At 36.1% G+C, this 16,422-nt stretch carries 13 protein-coding genes; 8 read left to right on the forward strand and 5 right to left on the reverse strand.

Annotation, left to right across the window (positions count from 1 at the left end; translation table 11 throughout):
- Positions 1–8 precede the first annotated feature (8 nt).
- Complete coding sequence (locus ACFQ13_RS04695; protein ID WP_386114612.1) at positions 9–899, reverse strand: ABC transporter ATP-binding protein; 891 nt, start codon at positions 897–899, stop codon at positions 9–11.
- Positions 900–1,025: 126 nt separating this feature from the next.
- On the opposite strand from ACFQ13_RS04695, the gene ACFQ13_RS04700 reads away from it, so the two are divergent.
- Both ACFQ13_RS04700 and ACFQ13_RS04705 read left to right on the forward strand, forming a co-directional pair.
- Positions 1,026–2,114, forward strand: coding sequence for a M42 family metallopeptidase (locus ACFQ13_RS04700; protein WP_386114614.1), 1,089 nt, complete (start codon positions 1,026–1,028; stop codon positions 2,112–2,114).
- Positions 2,115–2,169: 55 nt separating this feature from the next.
- Complete coding sequence (locus ACFQ13_RS04705; RefSeq protein ID WP_386114617.1) at positions 2,170–2,736, forward strand: NUDIX hydrolase; 567 nt, start codon at positions 2,170–2,172, stop codon at positions 2,734–2,736.
- Positions 2,737–3,240: 504 nt separating this feature from the next.
- Here the strand turns inward: ACFQ13_RS04705 and ACFQ13_RS04710 are convergent.
- Positions 3,241–4,218: a helix-turn-helix transcriptional regulator gene (locus ACFQ13_RS04710; protein ID WP_386114620.1), complete on the reverse strand. Its 978-nt coding sequence runs from the start codon at positions 4,216–4,218 to the stop codon at positions 3,241–3,243.
- Between the two features lie 94 nt (positions 4,219–4,312).
- Here ACFQ13_RS04710 and ACFQ13_RS04715 point away from each other — a divergent pair, with 94 nt between their 5' ends.
- The 6 genes from ACFQ13_RS04715 to ACFQ13_RS04740 all read left to right on the forward strand — a co-directional run bounded on the left by ACFQ13_RS04715 (position 4,313) and on the right by ACFQ13_RS04740 (position 11,433).
- Complete coding sequence (locus tag ACFQ13_RS04715) at positions 4,313–5,569, forward strand: flippase (RefSeq protein ID WP_386114623.1); 1,257 nt, start codon at positions 4,313–4,315, stop codon at positions 5,567–5,569.
- 3 nt (positions 5,570–5,572) lie between these two features.
- Positions 5,573–6,250 carry a PrsW family intramembrane metalloprotease gene (locus tag ACFQ13_RS04720; RefSeq protein WP_386114626.1) on the forward strand — a complete coding sequence of 226 codons (678 nt, stop codon included), beginning with the start codon at positions 5,573–5,575 and terminating at the stop codon, positions 6,248–6,250.
- Between the two features lie 130 nt (positions 6,251–6,380).
- Complete coding sequence (locus ACFQ13_RS04725; protein ID WP_386114629.1) at positions 6,381–6,857, forward strand: acetyl-CoA carboxylase biotin carboxyl carrier protein subunit; 477 nt, start codon at positions 6,381–6,383, stop codon at positions 6,855–6,857.
- 140 nt (positions 6,858–6,997) lie between these two features.
- A complete protein-coding gene (gene accC, locus ACFQ13_RS04730; protein WP_386114631.1) occupies positions 6,998–8,437 on the forward strand; it encodes an acetyl-CoA carboxylase biotin carboxylase subunit in 1,440 nt (479 codons plus the stop codon).
- 94 nt (positions 8,438–8,531) lie between these two features.
- Positions 8,532–10,073, forward strand: coding sequence for an acyl-CoA carboxylase subunit beta (locus tag ACFQ13_RS04735; protein ID WP_386114634.1), 1,542 nt, complete (start codon positions 8,532–8,534; stop codon positions 10,071–10,073).
- Between the two features lie 157 nt (positions 10,074–10,230).
- Positions 10,231–11,433 (forward strand): multidrug effflux MFS transporter, encoded by a 1,203-nt coding sequence (locus ACFQ13_RS04740; protein ID WP_386114637.1) that lies wholly within the window; start codon positions 10,231–10,233, stop codon positions 11,431–11,433.
- 7 nt (positions 11,434–11,440) lie between these two features.
- Here ACFQ13_RS04740 and ACFQ13_RS04745 read toward each other — a convergent pair whose 3' ends face one another.
- The 3 genes from ACFQ13_RS04745 to ACFQ13_RS04755 all read right to left on the reverse strand — a co-directional run bounded on the left by ACFQ13_RS04745 (position 11,441) and on the right by ACFQ13_RS04755 (position 16,347).
- On the reverse strand, positions 11,441–12,061 hold the full coding sequence (locus ACFQ13_RS04745; protein ID WP_114309493.1) for an L-threonylcarbamoyladenylate synthase: 621 nt from the start codon (positions 12,059–12,061) through the stop codon (positions 11,441–11,443).
- 281 nt (positions 12,062–12,342) lie between these two features.
- On the reverse strand, positions 12,343–14,679 hold the full coding sequence (locus ACFQ13_RS04750; RefSeq protein WP_386114640.1) for an ATP-dependent helicase: 2,337 nt from the start codon (positions 14,677–14,679) through the stop codon (positions 12,343–12,345).
- A gap of 99 nt (positions 14,680–14,778) precedes the next feature.
- Positions 14,779–16,347 (reverse strand): hypothetical protein, encoded by a 1,569-nt coding sequence (locus tag ACFQ13_RS04755; protein ID WP_386114643.1) that lies wholly within the window; start codon positions 16,345–16,347, stop codon positions 14,779–14,781.
- Positions 16,348–16,422 lie beyond the last annotated feature (75 nt).

Consider the following 16,422-nt stretch of genomic DNA (forward strand, 5'->3'; position numbering starts at 1 on the left):
GAATAAAATTAAAGGGCTGCAACAGGTTCGTCTGACTTTAAGGCAATAAAATAAACATCGTCTAGCTGAGGTTCTACAGCTATAAAATCGGCACTTGGCTGCACGTCATTAAACACACGGATATTAAGAGAATTATCTTCGTTATAATTAGAAGACAACACATTAAATTGGGCTTCATGAGCTTCTAAATCATCTCTATCAATAGTTTTAGTCCAAATACGATTTTTTAATTCTAAGCGCGCTTGCGTTGGAGTGGCTTGTTTTAAAATACGTCCTCCATTCAATATAGCCATATCATTACATAGTTCTTTAACGTCTTCTACAATATGGGTAGAGAAAATAACGGTACAATTGGTCCCCACTTCTCTTAAAACATTTAAAAAACGATGGCGTTCTGCCGGATCTAAGCCTGCGGTAGGCTCATCTACAATAATTAATTTCGGATTATTTAATAACAATTGAGCAATTCCAAAACGCTGTTTCATCCCTCCTGAATAGCCAGCCACGTATTTTTTACGCATCTCATAGAGGTTGGTAATTTCTAAAACTTCTTTAATTAAGGCTTGGCGTTCCGTTTTAGAATGAATGCCTTTCAAGGTGGCAAAATAATCTAATAACGCTTCGGCCGACATTTTTGGGTAAACGCCAAAAGATTGTGGTAAATACCCCAAGATCTTACGCAAAGCCATATTGTCTTCTAAGACATTGATATCACCAAAGGTAATAGTACCAGAATCGGGTTTCTGTAGTGTGGCAATGGTGCGCATTAAAGACGATTTCCCTGCTCCATTAGGCCCTAAGAGCCCAAACATTCCGGTTCCGATTTCAAGATTAAGATGATCTATAGCTTTTACGCCATTTTTATAGGTTTTAGTAAGGTCTTTAATTACCAGCTTCATAATTGGGTTCGTTTTGGATGATTGTAATATAGGTCTAAAAATAGCTGAATTTGTTACAAAAATTTCTTAAAGCGTTTTATAGCTGAATAAATCCTTTTATTTTTACAGAAATTCAAAAATTTACATATGGCTTCTAAAAGCATACTTAATAAAAAATCACTCGATTTTCTTGAAAAATATTTAAATAATGCCTCTCCTACAGGTTACGAATGGGAGGGTCAAAAAATCTGGATGGATTACCTAAAACCTTACGTTGATGAGTTTATCACTGACACTTATGGTTCTGCGGTAGCTGTTATAAACCCTGAAGCCAAATATAAAGTGGTGATTGAGGGACATGCCGATGAGATTTCATGGTATGTGAATTATATTTCTGATAACGGCTTACTCTACGTGGTAAGAAACGGTGGTAGTGATCACCAAATTGCACCGAGTAAAATTGTAAACATTCATACCAAAAATGGTATTGTTAAAGGGGTTTTCGGTTGGCCAGCTATTCATACTAGAAATAAATCTAAAGAAGAAGCTCCAAAACCTGACAATATTTGTATTGATATAGGAGCAAAAGACAAGGAAGAAGTTGAAAAAATGGGCGTTCATGTAGGTTGTGTTATCACTTACCCTGATGAATTTCACATCTTAAACGAAGATAAGTTTGTTTGTAGAGCTTTAGATAACCGTATGGGCGGATTTATGATTGCTGAAGTTGCACGTTTACTTAAAGAGAACAAACAAGAGTTAGATTTTGGACTTTACATTACAAACTCTGTACAAGAAGAAATTGGTTTACGTGGTGCAGAAATGATAACGCAGACCATTAAACCAAATGTTGCTATTGTAACGGACGTGACCCATGATACGACTACACCAATGATAGATCAGAAAACGCAAGGTTACGCTGAGATTGGTAAAGGACCGGTTGTCGCTTATGCCCCAGCCGTACAACAGAAATTGCGCGATTTAATTACAGATACTGCCGAAGAGAAAAATATTCCTTTTCAACGTGCCGCACTCTCTAGAGCAACAGGAACGGACACCGATGCCTTTGCCTATAGCAATGGTGGTGTAGCTTCAGCATTAATTTCTTTACCGCTACGTTATATGCATACCACTGTAGAAATGGTACATAGAGATGACGTAGAGAACGTGATTAAATTAATATATGAATCGTTATTGAAAATTGAGAACGGGGAAACCTTCAGCTATTTTAAATAATTAATTAAAAAGACCTGTTAGAGATTTCAAATCTAACAGGTCTATTTTTTTTACCATGGATGAATTCTTAGATATCGTTGACAAACAAGGTGTTTCTTTAGGGTATAAAGCTTTAAAATCTGAAGCGCATACTAAAGGGCTTTACCACAACACCATTCATTTATGGCTTTACACGCCAGAAGGCAAAATCTTACTACAACAACGCTCGCATAAAAAGGCCATATATCCCTTACTTTGGGATGTGTCGGTTGCCGGACATATAGATGCTGGGGAATCATTCATACAAGCAGCACTGCGCGAAACAAAAGAAGAAATAGGTTTAGAATTAACAGCCAATGCCCTTGAAAAAGTAGGCACTTTTCTCCATGAAAGCCGTTACGCCGAAGGCCGTATTCAAGATAATGAATTTCATCAGGTATTCAAAGCCCAATTAAACGTACCTATAGCCCATTTAGTTATACAAGAATCTGAAGTGGAAGCTATAAAGTTAGTTTCAATAGCAGAATTTAAAATGCTTTTAGACCACAGTGCAGAGAACGGACACTTTATTCCGAGTAACCGCGATTATTACTTAAAGGTTATAGAAGCGATATCTACCACCTTAGAATTACCTAAAGAATAGGTTAAAAGACTACAGATTAAAAACCATACTGAGCGGATTACTTCTGAAGTGAGCATTAAAACAGGGTTAAAAAAATAAAAACCCCAACCCGTTAAGGTTGAGGTTATATCTAGTCAGTTCTTCTCAGTCAATAAGTCCCCCTTCGACTAATAGCTATACCCCTATATCTAATGTATGACCTCGAATTATGACTATATCAAAATGTAAAAACGATGTTCATAAGAATATCTTTATTACGATTTGGTTGACACAAAAATACAAACGAAATGGACAAAATGTGTCCTTTTCAAATTTATTATGAGTAAAATACTTACTTTTTTTCGGCTTGGCAGATAACGCGCTCAGAACGTTAACCTTATACCTGTAGGCGCTTTCTTTCATTTTTAAAGAAATTTCCATCGCTAAAATTCCTCCCTGTCTTATAAAAAGTTAGATTTCATCCCATAAGTACTAAAATACAACACTATATTTTAATATCCTAGGGATTTTTCAATATAACATAACTTAATAATAATCAACCATCAAAGCCAAATGATGCTTTACATATTCTTTAATGGGCTGAGGACTTACAACTTTAACCCACAGATTATATTTTAAGATTTCCATTAAAAACTCATAATTAGGTTCAATATAGATTTTTATTTCACCCCAAATATTAGGGTTTTTATAATCTAAATTTCTAGTATCCATTGCTTTAGGCCTATAAATAATTTTTTGAGAATGGTGTAAGGGATTATTTTCTAAATATTTAAAATGATGATTAGCTACCTGAATATGAATCCATTCCGGTTTTATATTGGTCTTTAAGACCCCAATGGCATGTTCAAAGTAGGTTGAAGGATTAAAATCTATAGGATTTTTTACATGGCGTTTGCTTATTACTAAGGATTTAATGCGGTCATCTAAACTAAACGCATAAATTCCATACTGCTCGTTATGGGCCATTAAATACCACGATTTATTAATTTCTTTAATATGCAGAGGTTGAAAAAAACCTTTAATCGTCTGAAAGCCGTTATCTTCATACCATCCCTGATATTCTAATTCTATACTAAAGTTCTGATCTATGGCATGAATTAAAGGAACCAAGTCTACCCGAGAGCTTAAGGAACTCCGCGCCGTACTTAAATGTGCTTTCCAAGCATGAGCGTGGTGGTGCAGCAAATAAAGTTCGGTCTTTTCGTAAACCTCTTTGAGCTTTTCACTAATTCCAGCACTGTCTACATAATAACCGTAATTACGTTTGTGTAAAATTATCGTATAGTAATACGATTTAATTTTTTCTAAATCGCGTTTTATCGTTTTCTGACTATGAAGGTTTAATTTGTCGTACAAATCATCTTCATTATGATTGGCGCGAATTCGATCTAATGTTCGCTGTAACTCTTCTAATGGCACATAGCCATTATTATGAATACCGTAAACACTAGGATTAGATATGATACGTACAATATAGTAGCGGCGTAAAAACTCTGGGGTCATTAATTTTCTGAAATAAAAAAATCCAATTTAATCATAATATTTTAAATGCCTAAAAGGAATCGGTTTTATATATTTGACAGCCTATACAGAAGACATGACATCAGTTTTTAGCCGAAAGGATTTTATTGCCACAAAATGGTTTACCCTTGAAAAAATCATCCAGTTTATAACCGGTGTTTTTATTGTTCCTAAAATTTTTAGCACTTTAGGGACTGTTGATATCGGTAAACTAAAATTTGTAGAATCGGTATTAGGGATGTTTACACCTTTGTTTTTACTGGGCTTATCTGCCATTTGCATCAGAGAAATCATTTTTAAACCCAAACAGAGCCCTCAAATTTTATCGACAGCCTTTTACCTTAGACTTGTCAGTTGGCTTTTAATCTTCATCGGCGTCTTTATCTACTTTGGTATAGCGAAGAGTAGTCCGTTATCCCATTTATATATCATTATTGCTCTCAGCTATCTCTTTAAACTCACGGATATTTTTGAATATTATTTACTAGCACAAAAATGGACCAAAATCATATTCATCTGTAAAATTACAACCTTAAGTATTATTGTGGCGCTACAGTATTACGGTGTTAAAAACCATTTAAGTGTGGACTATTTTGCGCAACTTATAGTCCTTGACTTTTTTATTCAAGGTTTTATTTACTTTCTTATTTTAAGACTGAAGAAACCCTTTTTATTTCAATCGTGGCGCTTTAATTGGCCTTTAGGTAAGTCCCTTTTAAAAATGGCCTTTCCCCTAATGATTTCTAATGCAATCATCATGTTTTACATTACGATTGATGAATTGTTTTTAAAATATTTTATAGGCGATCATGCTAATGGCATATTTGCTACTGTTCAATTTTTAGTAATTGCCTTAAGTTGGAATTTAGGATTTTCAATTATAAACGCCCTCTACCCTTCTCTCGCAGAATCGTATCAAAACGATACGGCCTTGTATCGAAAAAAAATCATCCGCCTGTTTAAAATTATGCTCATCCTCGGGACAGCTATTGGTCTATTATACACCTTTTTCGGAGGATATATTTTAAGCGAATATTTCTCAGAAAGCTATATTGAAGCCTTAAATCCCTTGCTCATATTCTGCTGGTCGCCACTAATTATATTTATAGGCATGATCTATGAAAAACACCTTATTAACACTAATGACCTTAATAAAAATGTTTACCGATTTAGTTTAGGCTGCGCCGTTAACGTTGTTTTGTGCTATTTGCTCATTCCTATTTTTAAAGTCGAAGGTGCTGCCATTGCGGTACTCCTCAGCCATTTTTCCACTAATATTCTATATATGTTCTTAGATCGTAAGAGCAGACGACAACTCTTATCTTTTATTTAATCTATGACATTACTTCTTCTTGCCATCGCTCCTGTTTTTAGTATTATTCTTTATATCTATTTTCAAGATAAATATGATAAGGAACCAAAACGTCTTTTAGCCATCAGCTTTGCCCTTGGGGCCGTGGTAAGTATTCTCATTGTATTTGTACTCTATCTTTTTACAGGCCGATTTATCCCTTTAACTGACGAATTTAGTATTTGGCAACAATTTATTCAGGCTTTTGTAGTGGTAGCCTTAGCCGAAGAATTCAGTAAATACGTTATTGTAAAATATTATGCCCAACCGCAAAAAGCTTTTAATGAACCTTATGATGGCATTATGTATGCCGTTATGGTATCTATGGGATTTGCTTGTACGGAAAACATCTTGTATGTTATTAATGGAGGTTATCAAGTAGCCTTATTAAGAGCGCTTACGGCTGTTCCGGCCCATGCGGTCTTTGGCATCATTATGGGCTTTTATATGGGGAAATCAAAATTTTCAAACCGCAGCGTTTTATTTAATTTAACCGGACTGTTTTTAGCCGTGTTATTTCATGGCGCTTATGATTTCTTCTTATTTATTAATTTTATTCCAGGCATTTCAATTGGGGCCTTTATCTCTCTAATTATCGGAATTTTTCTTTCAAAAAAAGCCATAAAGGCCCATCAAGATAATTCTCATTTTAGATCACTTTAATTTAGTATTCCAGCAGCGGTAGACAAAGCGCGATTATCATATTTTCAATACTATATGATAATTCGCCGTGTAAATTTGTTATTTTGCAATAGATTTAGGTCAAAATAATTAATCACGTAAAATTTCTACGATGTATAAAATTAAAGTTAATTCGTCTCACACGTTCAATCTCTCAAAAGAAAGCTTAGAGACCTTAGATATTATAGAAACAACGCCCCTACATTATCATTTACTTCATGAACATACCAGTGTTAAGGCAGAAATCTTAACCTCTAATTTCAACAAGAAATTCTATACGGTAAAAGTCAATAACAACACCTATGAGGTCAATTTATATGATGCCTTAGATCAGCAAATAGAAGCCTTAGGTTTCGAGATTGGTGCCTCTAAACAAATCCATGAAATTAAAGCTCCAATGCCTGGACTAATACTCGAAGTGCATGTTAAAGCGGGTGATGCAGTTAAAGAGAATGACACCTTACTCATTTTAGAAGCGATGAAAATGGAAAATGTGATCCATTCCCCTCGTGAAGGTGTGATAAAATCTGTCACCATAAAACAAGGCGAAACTGTAGACAAAAATGCCCTTCTTATTGCATTTGAATAAGACTGCGGAAGGGATTAGTGCGCAATTCATGTTTTTTAAAGAAACAAAACACGCACTCAATACACACCCTTTGTCTATAACGTAAAATAATAGATTCAATCTGTTCCTAAATTGTTAGGACGACCCAATTACAATCTTTCATGAAAAAAATATTAGTTGCCAATAGAGGAGAAATTGCTGTAAGAGTTATGCGTACGGCAAAGAAAATGGGACTTGAAACCGTAGCCGTATTTTCTGAAGCCGACAGAAACGCTCCTCATGTAAAATATGCCGATCAAGCTGTTTGTATTGGCCCTGCACCGTCTAGCGAGTCGTATTTAAAAGCCGATAAAATTATTGAAGTGGCACAACAATTAGACGTTGATGCCATCCATCCGGGTTACGGGTTCCTTAGTGAAAACGCTGCCTTTGCGGAACTTTGTGAAGCGAACAACATCATATTTATTGGACCACGCTCTAAGGCTATTAAAGTTATGGGAAGCAAATTGGCGGCAAAAGAAACCGTTAAAGCCTACGATATTCCTATGGTTCCTGGTACGGAAAATGCCATTACAGATATTCCACGTGCTAAAGACATAGCCAAAGGCATTGGTTTTCCTATTTTAATAAAAGCTTCTGCCGGAGGTGGTGGAAAAGGAATGCGTGTTGTAAAAAACGAAGCCGAGTTTGAAAGTCAAATGCACAGAGCCATAAGTGAGGCTAAATCGGCCTTTGGAGATGGAGCCGTCTTTATTGAAAAATATGTCGCTTCTCCTCGTCATATTGAAATACAAATCATGGCCGATATGCACGGTCAAGTAATTCATCTTTTTGAACGCGAATGTTCCATACAACGTCGACATCAAAAAGTTATAGAAGAAGCGCCGTCTGTTGCGATAACACCCGAATTAAGAGAAAAAATGGGGCAAGCCGCCATTAACGTGGCACGCTCTTGCGATTATATTGGCGCAGGAACGGTAGAGTTTCTTTTAGATGAAGATCATAATTTCTATTTTTTAGAAATGAACACGAGGCTTCAGGTAGAACATCCGGTGACCGAATGGATTTCAGGGGTGGATTTAGTAGCACTTCAAATTAAAGTTGCTAGAGGTGAAAAACTCAATTTAAAACAAGAGGATTTAAAAATTAACGGACATGCCCTAGAACTTCGGGTATATGCTGAAGATCCTATGAACGATTTTTTACCTAGCGTAGGCCACTTAGAGGTGTATCAATGGCCAGAAGGTAAAAATATTAGAGTCGATAATGGCTTTGAGCAAGGTATGGACATTCCTATTTATTACGACCCTATGCTTTCTAAGCTTATCACCTACGGCGACACAAGAGACGAGGCTATTGCGCAAATGATTAAGGCTATTGAAGCTTTTAACGTTGTTGGCGTGCAAACAACCTTAGGTTTCGGGCATTTTGTTTGTCATCACGACGCTTTTAAAAGTGGACAGTTTGATACGCATTTTGTAGAAAAATATTACGCTCCGGACCTCTTAAAACAACAAGACGAATTAGAGGCCGAAATTGCCGCTAAAATAGCCTTAAAAGAATACTTAAAAGCACAACAAATGTTACGCGTTCCGCAATAAATAAAGCTTTACATAGCCTAAAAAAGGAACCCAATAAACACACGTTAAATTTTATTTGCAATAGACCTTGCGATAAGATTAAAATATAAATCCCATGGATCAAAAAATAAAAACACTCAATGATAAATTAGCCTTAGCCAAATTAGGCGGAGGTCAAGCCCGAATAGACAAGCAACACGAAAAGAAAAAACTAACCGCTAGAGAGCGTGTGATGTACTTACTCGATGAAGGTTCTTTTGAAGAAATTGGTGCTTTAGTCACTCATAGAACCAAAGATTTTGGAATGGCAGACCAACAATATTACGGTGATGGTGTTGTTACAGGTTATGGGACCTTAAATGGTAAATTAATCTATGTGTTTGCTCAAGATTTTACCGTATTTGGAGGGTCTTTATCTGAAACTCATGCTGAAAAGATTTGTAAAATTATGGATATGGCCATTAATGTTGGGGCCCCTTTAGTAGGGCTTAACGATTCTGGTGGTGCTCGTATTCAAGAAGGAGTACGCTCTTTAGGAGGTTATGCCGATATTTTTTATAAAAACGTGCAAGCCTCAGGAGTCATTCCGCAAATCTCAGCGATTATGGGACCCTGCGCAGGTGGTGCCGTATATTCGCCTGCAATGACCGATTTCACCATGATGGTACAAGATACCAGCTATATGTTTGTTACAGGACCTAATGTGGTAAAAACCGTAACTAATGAAGCCGTGACCAGTGAAGAGTTAGGTGGTGCTAGTGTACACGCTTCAAAATCTGGAGTGGCACATATAACCGCGACTAATGATGTAGAATGTTTAGAAGACATCAAAAAACTTCTTAGCTATCTCCCACAGAGTCATAAAGAAAAAGCCGATTCACTCCCTTTTGAACTGAAAGAAGAAATAAGACCCGATCTCAATTCTATAGTTCCAGAAAATCCGAATAAGCCTTATGATATGCATGAGGTAATTACAGGGATTATTGATGAAGATTCTTTTTATGAAATTCATAAAGATTACGCTGAAAATATCATCGTTGGCTTTGCCCGTTTAGGCGGTCGAAGTATCGGTATTGTGGCCAACCAACCCATGTTTTTAGCGGGTGTTTTAGACGTCGATAGCTCTAAAAAAGCGGCCCGATTTGTTCGTTTTTGCGACTGTTTTAATATTCCATTACTCGTTTTAGAAGATGTTCCTGGCTTTTTACCCGGAACCGATCAAGAGTGGAACGGTATCATTGTTAACGGCGCCAAATTATTATATGCCTTTAGTGAGGCTACCGTACCAAGAGTGACGGTCATTACACGTAAAGCCTATGGTGGAGCTTATGATGTAATGAACTCTAAGCATATTGGAGCCGATATGAATTTTGCTTGGCCTAATGCTGAAATTGCTGTAATGGGTGCAAAAGGAGCTGCCGAAATTATTTTTAAGAAAGAGATTTCAAATGCAGAAGACAAAGAGGCTAAATTAAAAGAAAAAGAGGCCGAATACGCCAAACTATTTGCCAACCCTTATAGTGCTGCCGAACGTGGATTTATAGACGATGTTATTCTGCCACAAAACACAAGACGTAAATTAATTAAGGCTTTTAAAATGTTAGAAAATAAAGCGGTTCCGAAGCCGGATCGTAAACACGGTAACATTCCCTTATAAGAGCGCATTAAGATAAGCCTACTAAAAACCTGATAAGATATTATGCCTTATCAGGTTTTTTATTTTCTAGAAAAGAAATTTAGAGGCACTATTAAAATCAAATTTAAATTAACGTTAAGGCATTTTACACTACACACAATAGCCTTACATTTGCGGAATGCAAAAAGAAGAAAGGTCACAACTAGAATTTGTTACATTAATGGCTGCCTTAATGGCTATGGTCGCCATTGCTATTGATGCTGTATTACCTGCATTACCAGATATTGGTGCCTATTTAAAAAGCACTGGAGATACTGAAAACCAAAAGTTAATTACCACTATATTTTTAGGTATTGGTTTTGGTCAGCTCCTTTTTGGTCCGCTTTCGGATAGTTTTGGCCGTAAACCAATGGTCTATTGTGGCTTTGTTATCTTTGTCATTGCCTCTATCATCTGTATGACAACTCGTAGTTTTGAGATGATGTTACTGGGTCGTATTTTGCAAGGTGTTGGCTTATCATCTCCAAGAACCATGAGTATCGCCATAGTACGGGATTCTTATAGTGGCGATCATATGGCTAAGATTCTTTCCATCGTAACGATGACTTTTATTTTAGTACCCGTTATTGCTCCGATGCTAGGACAGTTTCTATTGCTTCATTTTGGATGGACCTCCATTTTTACGGTTAATTTAATATTCGGATCCTTTGTAATGATTTGGTTTTGGAAACGGCAACCCGAAACACTGCATAAATCGTATCAGAAAACATTTCACCTTTCCATTTTTAAATCAGGATCTATTACGTTTTTCAGAATTAAATCTGCCGTTATTTATACTTTACTCTCCGGATTGGTTACCGGGTCGTTTATGGTATACTTGAGTACATCGCAACAGATTTTTCAAGTTCAGTATAATTTAGGGGAATATTTCCCCTACATCTTTGCGAGTTTGGCGGTCACCATTGGTCTGTCTACCTTTCTAAATAGTGCTATTGTGATGCGTTTTGGAATGTGGAATTTAGTCCATATTGCCTTACTCGTTTTTATCAGTACGGCCTTTATCTATGTGGTATTATTCTGGTCGGGCGTTAACCCTCCTATTGGCGTTTTAATAGGCTTTTTAATGGTACAATTTGCGAGCGTTGCTTTCCTATTTGGAAATTATAGAGCTTTAGCCATGGAGCCTATGGGGCATATTGCAGGTATTGGGTCGGCCTTAAATGGATTTATTTCCACTGTCATGGCTGTTCCGATTGCGAATTTTATTGGTAGCTTTATTACCACCTCTGTTTTACCGCTGTTCTTAGGATTCTTAATTACCGGTATTATTGGTTTGATCTTATTTTACAGTGTAAAAAAACCTGTACGAGTAAAAGGATAATAGTCGCTTAAAAAATATCTAAACTCCCCTTGCCTTCTCTAATAATCTCAGGGGTTTCCGTTGATAAATCGATAATCGTTGACGCTTCGTTATCGCCGTAACCTCCATCAATGACTAGATCTACCAGATTATCCCATTTTTCTAATATAAGCTCGGGATCTGTCGTGTATTCTAAGACATCATCTTCATCTCTAATAGAGGTTGACACAATAGGATTACCAAGGGCAGCAACTATTGCTAAGGCTATGGAATTATCGGGTACTCTAATCCCAACTGTTTTTCGCTTTTTAAAGGGGTTTGGTAAATTTTTAGAGCCTGGTAACACAAATGTATAAGGCCCAGGTAAGGCACGTTTTAAAATTTTAAAGGTGGTGGTATCAATCTGTTTCACATAATCACTAAGATTACTTAAATCTTCACAAACAAAAGAAAAGTTAGACTTTTCAAGCTTTACACCTTTAATTTTAGCAATACGTTCTAAAGCTTTTATATTGGTAATATCGCAACCTAAACCATAAACCGTATCGGTAGGGTAAATAATTAGTCCGCCACTCTTTAAAACCTTTATGACTTTCTGAATCTCTTTTGGATTGGGGTTTTCAGGATATATTTTAATGAATTCAGCCATAATTTGTGTCTTTACAATAAGAAATACAAAGTAACTATATTTTTTTTATAGGAAGGAACTAATTCTTTAAATCGTCTTTAAAAAATTCATGTAAACTTCGGTCTAGGTTCTTAATTGATAAGTCGCTATCAAAATTTTAACCCTTAATCGTCATTCTATATGTGATTCTATGAAAGAAAAAAGAAACCCAACTTAAAGGCTTTATAAGCACTCTAAATTGGGTTAAATATTTTGAATAGTTTCAATAGTTGAGCATTAACGCTCCTATTAAATCATCATCTTTATTTGGTACGTAAGATATCTAATTTAGCAAAACGCAATAAAAGTTTTTTGACATCGCCATTCTGAAATTTTATTTCAGCTTTAGCGTCAGCGCCGGTGCCTTCTAGTTTTAAAACTTCACCTCTACCAAATCGATCGTGATTTACGGTGTTTCCTTCTTTTAATTTGGTATCAAAAGAGCTTGCACTGTTGTCAGTATCGGCAAGGGGTTTCATTTTTTTTGGGGTACTAATTTGAAATTTTTCAGGTTTCTTCTTAGAATCTTTTCTCAAAATTTTTGCTGTTTTTGGTTTCGCAAATCGAATGCGATTAGGTTCTATGTCTCCAAAGATAGAATCGTCTAACATTGGGTTGACACGTTGTTGTTTTAAGGGTGTTACGATATTTACAAATTCCTCGTCAATTTCTTCAATAAATCGACTTGGTTCTGCGTCTATTAATTTTCCCCATCGGTAACGCGATAAGGTATAAGTTAAATAAGCTTGTTTTTCGGCTCTTGTTAAAGCCACATAAAATAAACGGCGTTCTTCTTCAAGTTCACTTCTTGTGTTCATACTCATGCCACTTGGAAACAAATCTTCTTCCATTCCCACGATAAATACGTGTCCGAACTCTAATCCTTTTGCCAAGTGAATGGTCATTAATGCCACGTGATCCGGATCTCCCTTGTCACCGTCTAAATCGGTCGCTAGAGCAATATCCTCTAAGAATTCAGCTAAAGAATCACCTGCATCAGCCAATTCAATTTGTCCTTCAACGAAATCTTTAATACCGTTTAATAATTCTTGAACGTTATCCATCTTCACCACACCTTCTGGTGTTGCGTCCTTGTTCAGTTCTCTAATTAAACCACTGGTTTTTGTAACATGCTCAGCCAAGTCAAAGGCATTCGCTGTTTTATTCATCACTTGGTAACTCTCAATAAGTGTCACAAAATCTTTCAACTTATTTTTTGTTCCCCCATTGATGTTTATATCTACTTTATCGATGTTTTGTAAAATCTCAAAAATAGTTTTCCCATAGGTATTAGCCGCCACAATTAAGCGGTCTACCGTAGTTTGCCCAATACCACGTGCTGGATAATTGATAACACGTTTTAAAGCTTCCTCATCGGAAGGGTTGAGCACTAAACGTAGATAGGCCGTTAAATCTTTAATCTCTTTACGTTGGTAGAACGATAAACCACCATAAATACGATATGGAATATCGCGTTTACGTAAGGCATCTTCAATAGCCCTAGACTGCGCATTGGTACGGTATAAAACGGCAAAATCACTGTTGTTCAGTTGCTCATTCATTTTAGTTTCCCAAATGGTACTGGCCACATAACGCCCTTCATCACCATCGGTTAATGCGCGGTGAACTTTTACTTTTTCACCTTCATCATTAGCCGTCCAAACAACCTTATCTAATTTAGTTTGGTTGTGCTCTATAACAGAGTTTGCTGCTCCAACTATACATTTAGTAGAGCGGTAATTCTGCTCTAAGCGGTACATCTTAACCCCGTCGTAATCTTTTTGGAAATTTAAAATATTACTAATATTGGCACCACGGAAGGCATAGATACTTTGGGCATCATCCCCTACGACACAAATATTTTGAAAACGATCTGCTAATGCTCTTACAATTAGATATTGCGAGTGGTTGGTATCTTGATACTCATCTACCATGATATATCTAAAACGGTCTTGGTATTGCGCTAATACCGCAGGAAAACGGGTTAAAAGTTCGTTAGTTCTTAGTAGTAAGTCATCAAAATCCATGGCTCCCGCCTTAAAACAACGATCCACGTATTCTTTATAAATCTCCCCCATTCTTGGACGTCTTGCCATAGCATCGGCCTCCATTAATTCAGGGTTTTTATAATACGCTTTTACGGTTACTAAGTTATTTTTATAAGACGAGATACGGCTATAAACCTGTTTGGTTTTATAGATGTCCTTATCGAGTCCCATTTCTTTTATAATAGACCCCATTAATTTTTGAGAATCTTGGGTATCGTAAATTGTAAAATTACTCGGATACCCTAAATGGTGCCCTTCAAAACGTAAAATCTTGGCAAAAACAGAGTGAAAGGTTCCCATCCAAAGATTTTTAGCTTCACTGCTTCCTACGATGTCTGCAATTCTACCTTTCATTTCCTTGGCCGCCTTATTGGTAAAGGTTAAGGCCAAAATATTAAAGGCATCAATTCCTTTGCTCATAAGATAAGCAATACGAAATGTAAGCACACGTGTTTTACCAGAACCTGCACCAGCAATGATAATCATTGGGCCATCAATCTGTATGGTAGGCGCCAATTGCGCCTCATTAAGTTGACTAAGATACTTTTCCAATCTAATATTTTTTGAAGCTGTAAATTTACGGATAGTCTCATAGTTTTCCGCATTGAATTGCTATAATTTATTAAGAATGTTATTAAGAGTCGCTTCAATTTAGGACTCCTTTTCCCCATCACCCGCCATAGCAGAAATTAAAGCCGCTTTAATATTTAACCATACAAAATTAAAAACCGATTTGGTAGTATCGCGTTCTACGGATTCTGAATGTCCAAAACGATAATTATTTTTTTCATCATCACTATCTTTAGAAACAAATAGATTCACTAGCGTTGATAAGAGCTTGTTTTTTTCCTTTCCGTCTTTTCTTAAAATAGCGACTTTAAAATCGTCATAATTCACTTTTAAGTCTATTTGCCCCACTCTAGAATCTCCTCCAATAGTGAAATAAGTTTGTAGCAACTCTCCTTGAAGATCCACATTAAGATTAGGTTTGGTGAATTGAGCTAATTCTGACGCTTTAAAATTTTGTAAATCGGCTTTAAAAATGAATTGATCCGTAGAATCGGCTACCTTAAAATTCCAATCTACATTTAAAGTCGCACTATCCATAAATTGTGTGTTAATACTAATCACAGTGTCTTCATCTAAAAATGTATTTCCTAAATGCCAAATGCGGGCATTCATCTCTGTAAAATCTAAGCGACCCGCTGGTTCATCTACTTTCACTTTCTCTAAATAAGACAACGTCCCATTTTTAATTTTTAAGGTTTCTAATCCGAGCTGAAAATCTAAGTCTCGCAACATGCGGCTGTAGAGTAATTTTGTACTGGTATCATCAGGAAGTAATTTATTTCTATAAATTTCAGCTTTAGGCGTGTTTAAAAGCACAGATTTAGACGTGAAGTAAAAGCGCTCTTCTTGATTAAATCCAAAATCTAAATCTTGCAATTCAATGTCTTTAATAAACACCTTAAAATGATCGCGCTCTTTTTTTAACACTGCATCATATTCTGGTTTTGAATATTTGGTACGGAATTGAAATCCGCTTAAACGGGCCGTATGGTTGGTAATATCAACACTATCAATAGCTAAATCTTCATAGGGGTTTGCTGCAAAATTTAAAGCTTTAGTTTGAAGGTGATAGGATTTGAACTCTAGCTTTTCGTCTTTATTTTGGGCTTCGGCCTTAATTTTTAATTCTGAAATTTTAAAGTTTAAATCTGAAGTACTCAAGATAACACTATCATTTACAGCATTCTTGATTAAAATACCGGCTTGCTTTAAAGCTAGACTTTCAATGGTAATATTCTGTGTTAATCCCTCTAAAAAGCTTTGCTCATAACTACTACGCGTCACAACAGGATTATGGTTATAGGTCGCAATGAGCTTTACCACATTTAAATTTTTAGCTGTAATTTCATTATGCACGATATAATCCCAATAACTTAAATCATTCAATTCTATGGTTTGCAATTGCGCATCTAATAAGGTTTTACCCGTTGTTTTTCCGCTTAACACAACTTTAGGTTGAGAAAGCGACACATCTCCTCCCCATAAGGCCACATGAAGATCCTTATACGTTACTTTTACGGTTGGACTCAAATCAGCCAAGGCGGCTTCTAGTTTTTGACTTACCACATAATTAGCCACATAGGTTAATCCCCCAACAAGACAGAGAAGGACAATCCCTAGTATTGCTAATTTCTTATATTTATGCTTCATATTTTTGGAGATAAAATTTCTAAATCTTTAAATTAAATTAACTTTACAGTTTGGCGTTATAAGGTACCCTTAATA

Source organism: Winogradskyella rapida (assembly GCF_042675845.1).
GTDB lineage: Bacteria > Bacteroidota > Bacteroidia > Flavobacteriales > Flavobacteriaceae > Winogradskyella > Winogradskyella rapida.

Excerpts from the sequence above, each read along its gene's own strand:
- ACFQ13_RS04695 (WP_386114612.1), bottom strand. The coding sequence starts at position 899 with ATGAAGCTGGTAATTAAAGACCTTACTAAAACCTATAAAAATGGCGTA.
- ACFQ13_RS04700 (WP_386114614.1), top strand. The coding sequence starts at position 1,026 with ATGGCTTCTAAAAGCATACTTAATAAAAAATCACTCGATTTTCTTGAA.
- ACFQ13_RS04705 (WP_386114617.1), top strand. The coding sequence starts at position 2,170 with ATGGATGAATTCTTAGATATCGTTGACAAACAAGGTGTTTCTTTAGGG.
- ACFQ13_RS04710 (WP_386114620.1), bottom strand. The coding sequence starts at position 4,218 with ATGACCCCAGAGTTTTTACGCCGCTACTATATTGTACGTATCATATCT.
- ACFQ13_RS04715 (WP_386114623.1), top strand. The coding sequence starts at position 4,313 with ATGACATCAGTTTTTAGCCGAAAGGATTTTATTGCCACAAAATGGTTT.
- ACFQ13_RS04720 (WP_386114626.1), top strand. The coding sequence starts at position 5,573 with ATGACATTACTTCTTCTTGCCATCGCTCCTGTTTTTAGTATTATTCTT.
- ACFQ13_RS04725 (WP_386114629.1), top strand. The coding sequence starts at position 6,381 with ATGTATAAAATTAAAGTTAATTCGTCTCACACGTTCAATCTCTCAAAA.
- accC (WP_386114631.1), top strand. The coding sequence starts at position 6,998 with ATGAAAAAAATATTAGTTGCCAATAGAGGAGAAATTGCTGTAAGAGTT.
- ACFQ13_RS04735 (WP_386114634.1), top strand. The coding sequence starts at position 8,532 with ATGGATCAAAAAATAAAAACACTCAATGATAAATTAGCCTTAGCCAAA.
- ACFQ13_RS04740 (WP_386114637.1), top strand. The coding sequence starts at position 10,231 with ATGCAAAAAGAAGAAAGGTCACAACTAGAATTTGTTACATTAATGGCT.
- ACFQ13_RS04745 (WP_114309493.1), bottom strand. The coding sequence starts at position 12,061 with ATGGCTGAATTCATTAAAATATATCCTGAAAACCCCAATCCAAAAGAG.
- ACFQ13_RS04755 (WP_386114643.1), bottom strand. The coding sequence starts at position 16,347 with ATGAAGCATAAATATAAGAAATTAGCAATACTAGGGATTGTCCTTCTC.